This window comes from Streptomyces sp. NPDC052036, from assembly GCF_040680495.1.
In the GTDB taxonomy this organism is placed as follows: Bacteria; Actinomycetota; Actinomycetes; order Streptomycetales; family Streptomycetaceae; genus Streptomyces.
In genome coordinates this window covers 208,073-220,793 of sequence record NZ_JBFAWW010000008.1, presented here as the reverse complement: position 1 = coordinate 220,793, position 12,721 = coordinate 208,073, and the positions used below count along the sequence as shown (strand labels likewise).

Sequence of the window (12,721 nt, the reverse complement as noted above, 5' to 3'; positions counted from 1 at the left end):
GCGGCCCGAAGGCGGACGGATACTCTCCGCATGGACCAGACCCCCGGGGACCCCGTCGACGCGATCATCGAGCAGTGGGCCGCCGTGCGGCCGGACCTCGACACCGCCGCGATGGAGGTCTTCGGGCGGATCTTCCGGCTGTCGCGGGCGATGGGCGACCGGGTGGAGAAGGCGTACGCCCACTACGGGATCTCCCGCGGGGAGTTCGACGTCCTGGCGACCCTGCGCCGCTCCGGCGAGCCCTACACGCTCTCGCCGCGCCAACTGTCGGCCACCCTGATGCTCACCACGGGCGGCATGACCGGACGTCTGGACAAGCTGGAGGCGGCCGGACTGCTGCGCCGCTCTCCCGACCCGCACGACCGGCGCGGCCTGCGGGTGACGCTCACCGAGGAGGGGCTCCGGCTGATCGACGAGGCGGTCGGCGCGGGCCTGGCCGTGCAGGCGGACGCCCTGAACGCCCTGAACGCACGGCAGACCGGCCAACTGGCCGAGCTGCTACGACAGTTGCTCACCTTCACCGTCGGTCCGGGCCCGTCCAGCTGACCAGCGCCTCCTCGATCCGGTCCGCGTCGGGCGCCTCGGCCGCCCAGGCGATGTATCCGTCGGGCCGCACGAGCACGGCCGTACGGCGTCCGCTCGCCCAGTGCTCCACCGCGAGCCGGTCCTTGCGGCCGTGCGCCTCGACGCCGTCCGGGGCGATCAGCACGAACCTGCCGCCGCGCAGGGCCTCGTAGAGACGTCCGGTGGTCAGCGCGATGTCCGGGGCGCGCCGGCCGGTCAGCGGATGGGCGCCGCGCGGGGCGGCGTAGCGGTATCCGATGCCGGTGATCTGGCCGATCACGCGCCTCCGCACCGGGCCGACACGGTTGAGGAAGGCGACCAGCACGGCCCGCAGGGCGACGGTCCAGGGGCGCCGGGCCATCGCCATCCGGATGAGTCCGCCGCTGCTGCGCAGCACCGACCTGCCCACCGGGTGGCGCTCGGACTGGTAGGTGTCGAGGAGCTCGGGGCCGGCGTGGCCGCGCAGGACGGCGGCGAGCTTCCAGGAGAGGTTCGCGGCGTCCTGGAGGCCGGTGTTCAGGCCCTGGCCGCCGGCCGGGCTGTGGACGTGCGCGGCGTCTCCGGCGAGCAGGGCTCGGCCGACGCGGTAGAGGGGCGCCTGCCGCTCGTCGCTGTGGAAGCGGGACATCCAGCGGGCGTCGCGCATGCCGTAGTCGCGGCCGAGCGCGAGGCGGACGATCTCCCGGACCTCGTCGAGACCGATCGGCGCGGTGTCGGGCAGGTCGCGGCCGCGGTACCAGCCGATGACCCGGTAGTAGCCGTCGCCGAAGGGGGCGAGGAAGGCGAAGGCGCCGTCGGCGGCGTTGGCGGTGAGCACCCCTTCGGGTTTCTCGTCGAGGAGGACGTCGGCGAGGACGAGGGAACGGATCGCGGACCGGCCGGGGAAGGGCAGGCCGATCGCCCGGCGGACGGCACTGTGCAGGCCGTCGGCGCCGACGGCGTACGCGGCGCGCAGCTGCCCGGACTCGCCCCCGGCCCCGCGGACCTGGACGGTCACCCCGTCGGTGTCCTGGACCAGTCCGGTGACCTCGGTGTCGTACACGAACCGCACGCCGGCCTGCGCCGCCCGCCGCTCCAACACCTGCTCCACTTCGTACTGCGGGACGACGAGGACGTGGTTGAAGCGGGAGCGGAGGCGGCTGAGCCGGATGGACAGACGGCCGAAGAGCCGGAACTCGGACAGGGCGCGTCCCCGCGCCTCCAGTTCGTCGGCGAGGCCGCGGGCGTCGAGCTGCTCCAGGGTGCGGGCGTGCACAGCGAAGGCGCGGGAGAGGTTGCTGATCCGGTGGGGCCGCTTCTCGACCAGGGTGACGGGGACGCCGGCGGCGGCGAGGTCACCCGAGAGGAGGAGGCCGGTGGGACCGGCGCCGACGACGATGACACCGGTGGGGGTGCCGTCGCCGGAAGCGGGGGTGCGGGTGTTGCCTGCCATGGCGACCTCCTGGTGCCAAGGGTCGTCGGCCGACGGGCGCTTACCGGCATCCGCGGGTCGACGAGGGCGTGTCCGTACCGGTCGGTCGATGCCGCTTGCCCACTTGTAACACGTCGAGGGAGTCCGCGCACCGGTGCGCGGACTCCCTCGACGGGACGTGCGAAAGGGCTGAACGGCCAACGGCCCCGGGACGGGGCCGCGGCTGCCCGAAGGGGTTCAGCCCTGCTTGGCCTGCTTGCGGGTCTTGTCGGTGGCCATGACGAGGCCCGCGATGACCGCGAACAGCACGAGCGGCGCCACGACGAACAGCCCCAGCGTCTCGGCCACGCTCAGGCCCTTGCCGGGGTCGTCGCCGTCGTCGCGCGCGAGCGCGAGCGCGGGGGACGACATGAGCAGCATCATCAGCGTCGTACCGGCAGCCAGGGCGCCGGCGCGCAGGGCGTTCTTCTTGTCCACGGTGCAAAAGTAGCGAACGCCCGGACAGGCCGCGCGCCCGGGGGTCCAGTAGGAGCCCCCGGGGCCCGTCGGTGCACCTGACACGGCTTCGTCCGGCTACCCCTGGCTCCCGTCCCCGGCCCGTGCCCGCCCTTCCGGACCGTGGCCGCCGTCCGGGGTGCTGTCCCCCTCCCGCACCACGTCCAACAGCGCGTGCAGCCGCGGTGCGGCCGCCAGTTCCTCCAAGGTGATCGGGCGCCCCTCGGCGTCCGCCATCGGCAGACGCCAGTTGGGGTACTCGTCCCAGGTGCCCGGCAGGTTCTGCGGGCGGCGGTCGCCCACCGCGTCCGGGAGCCAGACCCCGATCAGCCGGGCGGGTGTGCGCAGCAGGAACCGGTGGACGGCCTGGACCTCCAGCTCCTCCGAGGCCGTGGGGTCCCCGCCGCTCGTCCCCGTCAGCAGACCGAGCCGGGTCAGCAGGGCGAGCCACTCGCGGGCGTCGACGGCCGCCGCGGCGCGCTCCTGGTCCAGGGGGCGGGTCAGCAGCCCGAGCCGGTCGCGCAGTTCCACGTGCTCGCCGGTGAGCCGGGCGGCCGTCGGCGGCAGGTCATGGGTGGTGGCGGTGGCCAGGCAGTCCGCCCGCCAGCGCTCGGGCGGCAGCGGCTGCCCGGTGCCCTCCCAGTCCCGTTCGAACCACAGGACCGAGGTGCCGAGCACCCCGCGTTCGTGCAGCGTCTCCCGCACTCCCGGCTCCACCGTCCCGAGGTCCTCCCCGATGACCAGCGCCCCCGCGCGGGCGGCCTCCAGGACCAGGACGGCGAGCATGGCCTCGGCGTCGTAGCGGACATAGGTCCCCTCCGTGGGCGGCTGCCCCTGCGGCACCCACCACAGCCGGAACAGGCCCATGACATGGTCGATGCGCAGGGCGCCCGCGTGCCGGAGGAGGGCGCGCAGCAGCCGGCGGTAGGGGGCGTACCCGGAGGCGGCGAGACGGTCGGGGCGCCAGGGGGGCAGCCCCCAGTCCTGGCCGCGCGGGTTGAAGGCGTCCGGCGGGGCGCCCACCGAGATGCCGGCCGCGAGGTGGTCCTGCTGCGCCCAGGCGTCGGCGCCGCCCGGGTGCACACCGACGGCGAGGTCGTGGATCAGCCCCACGGCCATCCCGGCCTCGCGCGCGGTGCGCTGGGCCGTGGCGAGCTGGGCGTCGGTCAGCCAGGCGAGCCAGGTGTGGAAGTCGACGCGGTCCCTCAGCTCGGCGCGGGCGCGGGCGGTCTCCGGCGAGCGCGGATCGCGCAGCCGGGCGGGCCAGGCGTGCCGGTCGGAGCCGTGGACCTCGGCGAGCGCGCACCAGGTGGCGTAGTCCGCCAGCGCCTCGCCCTCCTCGGCGAGGAAGTCGGCGTACGCGGCCCGCCGCCCGGGCCCGAGGGGGACGGCGTGCACGAGTTCGAGCGCCTCGCGCTTGAGGTCCCACACGGCGTCGCGGTCGATCAGCGCGCCCTTGTCGAGGACGGACTCCCGCAGCCGCGCGGCCCGCTCCAGCAGCGCCCGCAGCCGGGCCTGGTCCTCGACGTACGGGAACTCGGGGACGTCCTCGACCCGCAGATGCACGGGGTCCGGGTAGCGGCGCGAGGAGGGGCGGTAGGGGGAGGGGTCCGTGGGCGGGCCGGGCACGGCCGCGTGCAGCGGGTTGAGCTGTACGAATCCGGCGCCGAGCGTCCGGCCCGCCCAGGCCGTCAGCTCGGTGAGGTCGCCGAGGTCGCCCATGCCCCAGGAGCGGCGGGAGAGCAGGGAGTAGAGCTGGACGAGCAGTCCGAAGGAGCGCCCGGGCGGTGCGGGCAGCCGGTCGGGCGCGGCGACGAGACGGGCCTCGGCGGTACGTCCGTCGGGCGCGGTCACGCGCAGGACATGGACCCCGGGCGGGAGTTGTGCGGCCGTGTCGCGCGTCTCCCCCTGCTCGGTCTCGACCCTCAGGCGGGTGCCCTCCGGGAGGGAGGCGAGGGCGGCGGGCGGGCGTCCGCCCCAGCCGACCACGGCCGGCGGCAGCAGGCGCCCGCGCAGTTCGCTCTCGCGGGCGGCCAGGGCGTCCCGTACGGCGTCCGGGGTGCTCGCGTCGACGCCGAGCGCCGCCAGGGCGGCGGTGACCGCGGTGTCCGACGCCTGGGCCGTACGGTCCGGGGAGGGCTGGTAGGAGGTGGCGACGCCATGCAGCGCGGCGAGCCGGGCCAGTGGTGTCCCGTCGCGCCCGGGGTCGGCCGGCGCCATCTAGAACCCCGTGAGGTCCGCACCGGCGGCCAGGGGCTCGCTGGTCAGCGGCGTGGCGTCGGCGAGCGGGGGTTCGCTGGTGAGCGGTTCGGCGTCGGGCAGCGGCGGTTCGCTGGTGAGCGGCACCTCGGCGCAGGCGACCTCCGCGCTCAGGACGCACAGCAGCGCGTCGGGGTCCTCGCGTGCGAAGCCGCGTTTGGAGAGGGCCGGGAGCGGGGGGTGTACCGGTACGGCCACGGGGGCCTCCTTGTCGTCGTACGACGGATGCGGGTGAGAACTGGCCTACCCAGCGGGTGCGTCCGCAGACGTACGAGGACGGACATCGTGCGTTTCGTCACAGACCGTACTGGTTGTCCGGGGTCCGCGCACGCTCCTCCGGCCGGAAATTTCGCGCCCACTATTCACTCAGTACATGTAGTGAGTGCATACTGATCTTCATGAGCACCCGTCACATCCTGCTCGGGCTGCTCGCCGCAGGGCCGAGCCATGGCTACGACCTCAAGCGGCGGCACGACGAGCGGTTCCCGCAGGCGCGGCCGCTGGCGTACGGGCAGGTCTACACGACACTGCAGCGCCTGGTCCGCGACGGCCTGGCCGAGGTCGGAGGAACCGATTCCGACGGCGGTCCGGAACGCACGCTGTACCGCTCCACGGACGCCGGCGCGCACGAACTGGCCCGCTGGGCCGGGGAGATCACTCCCCCCGCGCCGTTCGTCACGAACGAGATCTTCGCCAAGGTCGTCGTGGCGATCCTCGCGTCGGCGGACCCGGCCGCGTACCTCACGGCGCAGCGCGACGCGCACAAGGCGCGGATGCGGGAGCTGACCGCGGTGAAGACCGCGCCGGGCGCCGATCTCGCAACCGTGCTCTCGGCGGACTACGCCCTCAACCACCTCGACGCCGACCTCCGCTGGATAACCACCACGGCGGCCCGGCTCACCACCCTGACCGCGGAGGTCGACACCGTATGACCCCACCCCTCCTGACCGGACGTCAACTGCGCAAGGCCCACGGCTCCGCGCCGGCGCTGCGCGGCGCCTCCGTCGAGCTGCACGCGGGCGAGATCCTCGCGGTGACCGGGACCAGCGGCAGCGGCAAGTCCACGCTGCTGCACTGTCTCGCGGGGATCGTCAGCCCGGACTCGGGCACGGTCGAGTACGCGGGCGAACGCCTGGACGAGCTCCCGGAGACCCGGCTCAGCGAGCTGCGGCGGACGGAGTTCGGAGTGGTGTTCCAGTTCGGGCAGCTGATCCCCGAGCTGACCGCCGTCGACAATGTGGCGCTGCCGCTGCTGATCGCGGGCACGGCGCGCCGGGAGGCGAGGGAGCGGGCCGGCGACTGGCTGGAGCGGTTCGGCGTGCTCGGGCAGCAGGAACTGCGGCCCGGCGAGATGAGCGGAGGGCAGGCGCAGTGCGTGGCCCTCGCGCGGGCCCTGGTGACCGGGCCCAAGGTGGTGTTCGCGGACGAGCCCACCGGCGCCCTGGACTCCCTGGCCTCCGAGCAGGTGATGACCGCGCTCGCGCACACGGCCCGCGCGTCGGACACGGCGGTGCTGCTGATCACGCACGACGCCCAGGTGGCGGCGTACGCGGACCGTGAGGTCACCCTGCGGGACGGCGTCGTCGGGGCCGGGGCCACGGAGGCGGCGCGATGAGCGGTGAGCTGCGACTGGCCTGGCTGCTGACCCGCGGTTCGGACCGGCGGGAGGGGTGGCGGGTGCTGCTGACCGGGGTGGGCGCCGGACTCGCCACGGGGCTGGGGCTGGCCGCCGCCGCGGTGGCCTCGCTGCGGGGACAGAACGACGTAGCACTGGCGAACGGGCTGCTGAACCAGCCGGGCGAGCGCCATGGCATCGTCCTCACCCTGCTCCTGCTGCTCGTGCCCGTGCTGGGCTTCCTCGCGCAGTGCGCCCGGATCGGCGCCGTGCACCGCGACCGGCGGCTGGCCCGGCTGCGGCTGGCCGGGGCCGCGCCCGGCCAGGTGCGGCGGATCGCCGCGCTGGAGGCGGGCCTCGCCTGCCTGGGGGGCTCGGTCGTCGCCGCGGTCGTCGCCGTGCCGCTCCTGCTGCGGCTGTGGCCGGCCGCGCCGGCGCTGCTGTGGGCGGCGTGCGCCCTGGTCGTCGCGGCCGTCCCGGTGCTGGGCGCGCTGGTGAGCGTGGTGGCACTGCGGCGAGTGGTCGCGGAGCCGCTGGGCCGGGTGCGCCGGGTGCGCCCACGCGCCGGCCGGGGCCCCGGACCGCTGCTCCCGCTCGTGGCGTCGGGTCTCCTGGTCGCCGGGATCCTCGTGGCACCGTCCTCCTTCGGCGGCTTCGACACGGCCCCGGTGCTGGTGCTGTCCGTGGTGATCGGTACGGGGGTGTGTGCCGTCCGGCTGAGCGGGGTCACCTCCCGGCGCACCGGCCGACGGCTCGCGGAACGTACCGGCGACCCGGCGGTGCTGATCGCGGCCGAGCGGCTGCGCGACGAGCCCTGGACCGCCGCCCGTACCCATGCGGCCGTCCTGCTGGTGACAGTCGTGGGGACCGGGTTCATGGGCGTACGGCAGGTGCTGCTGGAGACCTTGCACCGGCGCGGCGCACAGTCGCCGGCCATGGACGTCTCCTTCTACACCACCGGCATCGACCTGACCGGGGCCGCGCTGGGGCTCGCCCTGGTGATCACGCTCTGCGGCCTGGCCGTGGGCACGGCCGAGTCGCTGGCCACCCGGCGCCGGGGGCTCGCCGCGCAGGCCGCCGCCGGTGTGCCGGCCGCCGTACTGGCCCGGGCGCTGCTCCTGGAGACCGCGTTGCCGCTCGCGCCCGCGGTGGCCCTGGCGGGCCTCGGGGGCATGGGCATCGCCGCCTGGTACGCGCTCCTGGCCGACACCGGCGGGATCTCGCTGCCGCTGGTCCCGCTGCTGGTGCCGTGCGTGGTGTACGCGGCCTGTCTGCTGGCGGCGGCCACGTCCCTGCCGTTGCTGCGCCGCTCCCTCAGCCCGTCCGAGCTGCGGCACGCCTGACACCCGCGCCGGGCCGGGGCACGCCGGACGCCCGCGCCGCGCACGTCCGGCCCCGGGAGCGCAGGGGACTCCCGGGGCCGGAGCGACGTCGGGGCGGTCGGCCGCCCGTTCCCGGGGCGGCCGGACGCCGGTTGTCCCGGGGCGGCCGGCCGCCGGTTGTCCCGGGGCGGCCGGCGGTGCCGCTCGCCCCGGGGAACGCAGAAGCCCGGACCGTCAGGCGGAAATGCCGTCGATCCGGGCCAAGGCGTCGTCCGCGCCGTACGGCTGCAGGTAGGGCAGCCAGCGCGGGTCCCTATGCCCGGTGCCGATGATGCGCCAGGCCAGGCCGGTGGGTGGAGCCGGTTTGTGACGGAGCCGCCAGCCGATCTCGAAGAGATGCCGGTCGGCCTTGACATGGTTGCAGCGGCGGCAGGACGCCACCACGTTGTCCCAGACGTGCTGACCACCGCGGCTGCGCGGAATGACGTGGTCGACGCTGGTTGCGACGCCACCGCAGTACATGCACCGGCCGCCGTCACGCGCGAAGAGCGCCCGACGGGTAAGAGGAACGGGCCCCCGGTAGGGAACCCGCACGAATCGCTTCAGCCGGACCACGCTGGGCGCGGGGACAGTGACGGTTGCGCTGTGCATGTAGGCGCCGGACTCCTCGAGGCATACGGCCTTGTTCTCGAGGACGAGGACGAGCGCGCGGCGGAGCGGTACGACGCCGAGTGGCTCGTACGACGCGTTGAGGACCAGGACGTGCGGCACGGATGCCTCCTTGTACGCCGGCGGCGCGTGGCTCGCGCCGGGACGATCTGCAGTCAGTCTCCCCTCATGCCTGGTGGAAGCGCCACCATGTCCCGGTAACGGGCTGGGAGTGTTTTCGACCACACCGGAAGCATCCCCCGTTGTGCGCCCCCTTACTTCCCCAGGTGAGCACGGTCTCTCCTCGGCACATCGGCCGGATCCCCACGCGATGCACCGTTAGTGTGGTGCTCCTGCCCTCCGGTGACCTTTCCGTGACCTCGGCCACGGGCACCGGAGGCGGACGCTGTACCGCATTTGGAGGTCCCTGTCGTGTCCTTGCCCGCCCTATCGACCGCCGGCGCCATGCCGTCCCCGATGCCCTCGCAGACGACTGCTCCGGCGGTGCCCACGCTCCAGGACGCCCAGCAGAGTGCGACGAACGCCGCGAGCTGGGTCGAGCAGAACTGGTCCACGTGGCTCGCGATCGGTCTCAGGGTCGTGCTGATCCTGGTGATCGCGGCGGTGCTGAGAGTGATGGTCCGGCGCGCGATCACCAAGCTGATCGACCGGATGAGCCGTACCGCCCAGGCGGTGGACGGCACGGCGCTGGGCGGTCTGCTGGTGAACGCGGAGCGCCGCAGGCAGCGCTCGCAGGCGATCGGCTCGGTGCTGCGCTCGGTGGCGTCGTTCCTCATCCTGGGCACGGCGGGACTGATGGTCCTGGCGTCCTTCCAGATCAATCTGGCGCCGCTGCTCGCCTCCGCCGGTGTCGCGGGCGTGGCGATCGGTTTCGGCGCGCGCAACCTGGTGACGGACTTTCTGTCCGGCGTGTTCATGATCCTGGAGGACCAGTACGGCGTCGGCGACGTCATCGACGCGGGCGTGGCCTCCGGCGAGGTGATCGAGGTCGGCCTGCGGGTGACGAAGCTGCGCGGCGACAGCGGCGAGATCTGGTACGTCCGCAACGGTGAGGTCAAGCGCATCGGCAACCTCTCGCAGGGCTGGGCGACGGCCGGGGTGGACGTGACCGTCCGCGCGAGCGAGAACCTGGACCGGGTGAAGGCGGCCCTCGATCAGGTGGCCGAGCGGATGAGCAAGGACGAGCCCTGGAACGAGCTGCTGTGGGGCCCGATCGAGGTGCTCGGCCTGGACAGCGTGCTGTTGGACTCGATGGTGATCCGGCTCAGCGCGAAGACGATGCCGGGCAAGGCGCTGACGGTGGAGCGCGAGCTGCGCTGGCGCGTCAAGCGGGCCTTCGACGAGGCGGACATCCGCATCGTGGGCGGCGCCACCGCCCCGATGGACGGGGAGACGGCCGACCCGACGGCCACCACTGCACCCCCGTCGGCGTATGCGAACATCGCCTCGCCCCAGGCGGAGGCGGCGGCCCCGATCCCGCCGGTCGCGCCGCCGGCGAAGTAGCGGTCGTACGTACGTCAGGAGGCGGCTTCCGGATGTTCCGGGAGCCGCCTCCTGGCGCGTTCAGGTAACGACTTGATTGCCGCCTGTGGCGGTATTGACGCCCCCACGACACCGGGCCTACTTTCCTCTCACCAATTGGAAACTTTCCTAACAGTGATCTACGGAGGGCCTACGGCCAGGAACGGGCCCCGCCGACGATCACCCGGTGGACTTCCCGACGGCCCCGCTGAGAAGCTGGTCCGTTGAAAGGCAGGTGGCGACACACATGGCAGGATCCGCCGGTACGCCGGGCACCCCGCGCGTGCTGCGCGCCATGAACGACCGCGCCGCCCTCGACCTGCTCCTGGAGCACGGCCCGCTCAGCCGCACCCGGATCGGCAAGCTCACCGGCCTGTCGAAGCCCACCGCCTCCCAGCTCCTCGCCCGTCTCGAAGCCGCCGGGCTCGTCCTGATGACCGGCACCAGCGAGGGCCGCCCCGGCCCCAACGCCCAGCTGTACGTGGTGAATCCGGCCGCCGCCCATGTCGCCGGCCTCGACGTCACCCCCGAGCGCATCCTCGCCGCCGTCGCCGACGTCACCGGCAGAACGGTCGGCGAGTTCGAACTGCCCACCCCCGGCCGCCGCCCGGCGCAGCCCGTCGTCCAGCAGGTCACCGACGCCCTCGGCGGCGCCGTGAAGGCCGCCGGGCTCGCCGTCTCCGACATCCACCGGGTCGTCATCGGCACCCCCGGCGCCTTCGACCCCACCACCGGCCGCCTGCGCTACGCCTCCCACCTGCCCGGCTGGCACTCCCCCGCACTGCTCGACGAACTCGCCGCCGCCCTGCCGATGCCCGTCGAGTACGAGAACGACGTCAACCTCGTCGCGCTCGCCGAACAGCGGCTGGGCGCGGCCCGGGGCCACGACGACTTCGTCCTGCTGTGGAACGAGGGCGGTCTCGGCGCCGCCCTCGTGCTCGGCGGACGGCTGCACCGCGGCTGGACCGGCGGCGCCGGCGAGGTCGGCTTTCTGCCGGTGCCGGGCGCGCCCCTGGTCCGCCAGGTGACCCGGGCGGGCAGCGGCGGCTACCAGGAGCTGGCCGGCTCCCAGGCCCTGCCCCGGCTGGCCCGCGAACTCGGCATCGCGGACGTGCCCGCCGGCCCGCACACCGAGGTCGCCGCCGCCCTCGTCGCCCTGGGCGCCGACCATGCCTCGGGCCCCCACCGGCGCCTGCTCCAGACGTACGCGACCCGGCTCGCCACGGGTCTCGCCGCGCTCGTCTCCGTACTCGACCCCGAACTCGTGGTCCTCAGCGGCACCTCGCTCACCGCGGGCGGCGAGCCGCTGCGGGCCCTGCTCCAGGCCGAACTGGAGGAGCTGGCCGCGTCCCGGCCGCGCCTCGCCGTCGGCGACGTACGTCAACACCCCGTGCTGCGCGGCGCGCTGGAGAGCGCGCTCGCGACCACCCGCGACGAGGTCTTCGACACCTCGCGCTGAGCAACCCTCACCTCACCCGGCCCCGACACCCACCCCGGTCGCCTCACACCCGCCCGCCCCAGGGAGATCCCGTCATGCCCGAAGTCATCCGAAAAACGGCTTTTGCCCTGACTGCATCCGTCGCCCTGCTCACCACGGCCTGCACCGGCCAGTCCTCCTCCGGCGCGAACGACGACGCGTCCAAGGAGACCACCATCAACTTCTGGCACGCCTGGAGCGCGCCCTCCGAGACCAAGGCCGTGAACGCGCTGGTCGCGCGGTTCGAGAAGGCGCACCCCAACATCCATGTCAACGTCGTCGCCAATATGACCGACGACAAGATCAACCAGGCGCTGCGCTCCGGCGGCGACAAGGCACCCGACGTCATCTCCTCCTTCACCACCAACAACGTGGGCAAGTTCTGCTCGTCCGGGGCCCTGGTCGATCTGAATCCGTTCTTCAAGAAGGCGGGCATCGACCCGGCCACGACCTTCCCGAAGACGATGAACGAGTACACCCAGTTCGACGGCAACCGCTGCACGGTGCCGCTGCTGGGCGACGCCTACGGGCTCTACTACAACAAGACCGCCTTCAAGAAGGCGGGCATCCCCGGCCCGCCCAAGACCTGGTCCGAGTTCGAGACCGATGCGAAGAAGCTCACGATCCCCGAGGGCGACGGCTACAAGCAGCTCGGGTTCATGCCGGACTACCACGGCTGGGAGACCACCACCGAGCACTACTTCGCGCAGTTCTCCCCGACGTACTTCGACACGCAGGGCAAGTCGAACCTCGCCAAGGACCCCGCGTTCGCCAAGGGCTTCACGCTCCAGAAGAAGCTCGTGGACGAACTGGGCGGCTTCCAGAAGCTGGAGAAGTACCGCTCCGAGCTCGGTGACGAATGGGGCCCGAAGCACCCCTTCCACACCGGTCAGGTCGCCATGCAGCTGGACGGCGAATGGCGTCTGGGCATGGCCCTGGACGCGGGGGCAAAGTTCGACATAGGGGTGGCCCCGCTGCCCGTGCCCGACGACCAGGCGTCCCGGTACGGCAAGGGCTACATCACCGGCACCATCGCCGGCATCGCCGCCACCAGCAAGAAGCAGAACGCGGCCTGGGAGCTGGTGAAATACATGACCACGGACACGGACGCGGTGGTCGGCTTCGCCAACGACATCCACAACGTGCCCTCCACCCTGGCCGCGCTGAAGTCCCCGAAGCTGAAGTACGACCCGCGTTTCAAGACGTTCCTGGACATCGCGGCGAACCCCGACTCGACGACGACGCCCGCCTCCATCAACGGCGGCCAGTACCTCGTGACGATCCAGCAGTTCGGCTACGACTACGAGAGCGGCAAGGCCAAGGACCTCACCGCGGGCCTGGCGAGCACGGCCCGGCAGATCGACACGGACATCGCGCAGGCGAAGTGA

At 73.3% G+C, this 12,721-nt stretch carries 12 protein-coding genes; 7 read left to right on the top strand and 5 right to left on the bottom strand.

What is annotated here, in order from left to right; all coding sequences use genetic code 11:
- The first annotated feature begins 30 nt into the window (after positions 1 to 30).
- Positions 31 to 546, top strand: coding sequence for a MarR family transcriptional regulator (locus AB0L95_RS14860; RefSeq protein WP_365161822.1), 516 nt, complete (start codon positions 31 to 33; stop codon positions 544 to 546).
- Here the strand turns inward: AB0L95_RS14860 and AB0L95_RS14855 are convergent.
- The 4 genes from AB0L95_RS14855 to AB0L95_RS14840 form a co-directional block, all read right to left on the bottom strand.
- Positions 518 to 1,996 carry an FAD-dependent monooxygenase gene (locus AB0L95_RS14855; protein ID WP_365161820.1) on the bottom strand — a complete coding sequence of 493 codons (1,479 nt, stop codon included), beginning with the start codon at positions 1,994 to 1,996 and terminating at the stop codon, positions 518 to 520. The two genes, AB0L95_RS14860 and AB0L95_RS14855, sit on opposite strands and share 29 nt — an antisense overlap.
- Positions 1,997 to 2,212: 216 nt before the next feature.
- Positions 2,213 to 2,452 carry a hypothetical protein gene (locus tag AB0L95_RS14850; protein WP_365161818.1) on the bottom strand — a complete coding sequence of 80 codons (240 nt, stop codon included), beginning with the start codon at positions 2,450 to 2,452 and terminating at the stop codon, positions 2,213 to 2,215.
- Between the two features lie 96 nt (positions 2,453 to 2,548).
- Complete coding sequence (malQ, locus tag AB0L95_RS14845; RefSeq protein WP_365161816.1) at positions 2,549 to 4,690, bottom strand: 4-alpha-glucanotransferase; 2,142 nt, start codon at positions 4,688 to 4,690, stop codon at positions 2,549 to 2,551.
- Positions 4,691 to 4,927: a hypothetical protein gene (locus tag AB0L95_RS14840; protein ID WP_365161814.1), complete on the bottom strand. Its 237-nt coding sequence runs from the start codon at positions 4,925 to 4,927 to the stop codon at positions 4,691 to 4,693.
- 200 nt (positions 4,928 to 5,127) lie between these two features.
- Between AB0L95_RS14840 and AB0L95_RS14835 the strand changes: the two genes are divergently transcribed.
- The 3 genes from AB0L95_RS14835 to AB0L95_RS14825 are packed head-to-tail and all read left to right on the top strand — an operon-like array spanning position 5,128 to position 7,687.
- Entirely contained in the window at positions 5,128 to 5,661 is a 534-nt protein-coding gene (locus tag AB0L95_RS14835) for a PadR family transcriptional regulator (protein WP_365161812.1), read from the top strand.
- Positions 5,658 to 6,344, top strand: coding sequence for an ABC transporter ATP-binding protein (locus tag AB0L95_RS14830; RefSeq protein ID WP_365161810.1), 687 nt, complete (start codon positions 5,658 to 5,660; stop codon positions 6,342 to 6,344). The genes AB0L95_RS14835 and AB0L95_RS14830 overlap by 4 nt, the downstream gene beginning before the upstream one ends.
- On the top strand, positions 6,341 to 7,687 hold the full coding sequence (locus tag AB0L95_RS14825) for an ABC transporter permease (RefSeq protein ID WP_365161808.1): 1,347 nt from the start codon (positions 6,341 to 6,343) through the stop codon (positions 7,685 to 7,687). Before AB0L95_RS14830 ends, AB0L95_RS14825 begins: the two co-directional genes overlap by 4 nt.
- 213 nt (positions 7,688 to 7,900) lie before the next feature.
- On the opposite strand, the gene AB0L95_RS14820 is transcribed toward AB0L95_RS14825, so the two are convergent.
- Entirely contained in the window at positions 7,901 to 8,437 is a 537-nt protein-coding gene (locus AB0L95_RS14820) for an HNH endonuclease (RefSeq protein ID WP_234515622.1), read from the bottom strand.
- 342 nt (positions 8,438 to 8,779) lie between these two features.
- Here AB0L95_RS14820 and AB0L95_RS14815 point away from each other — a divergent pair, with 342 nt between their 5' ends.
- From AB0L95_RS14815 to AB0L95_RS14805, 3 genes are all read left to right on the top strand, one after another.
- On the top strand, positions 8,780 to 9,838 hold the full coding sequence (locus AB0L95_RS14815; RefSeq protein WP_365161806.1) for a mechanosensitive ion channel family protein: 1,059 nt from the start codon (positions 8,780 to 8,782) through the stop codon (positions 9,836 to 9,838).
- Between the two features lie 265 nt (positions 9,839 to 10,103).
- Entirely contained in the window at positions 10,104 to 11,315 is a 1,212-nt protein-coding gene (locus AB0L95_RS14810) for an ROK family transcriptional regulator (protein WP_365161804.1), read from the top strand.
- A gap of 74 nt (positions 11,316 to 11,389) precedes the next feature.
- Positions 11,390 to 12,721 carry an ABC transporter substrate-binding protein gene (locus tag AB0L95_RS14805; protein ID WP_365161802.1) on the top strand — a complete coding sequence of 444 codons (1,332 nt, stop codon included), beginning with the start codon at positions 11,390 to 11,392 and terminating at the stop codon, positions 12,719 to 12,721.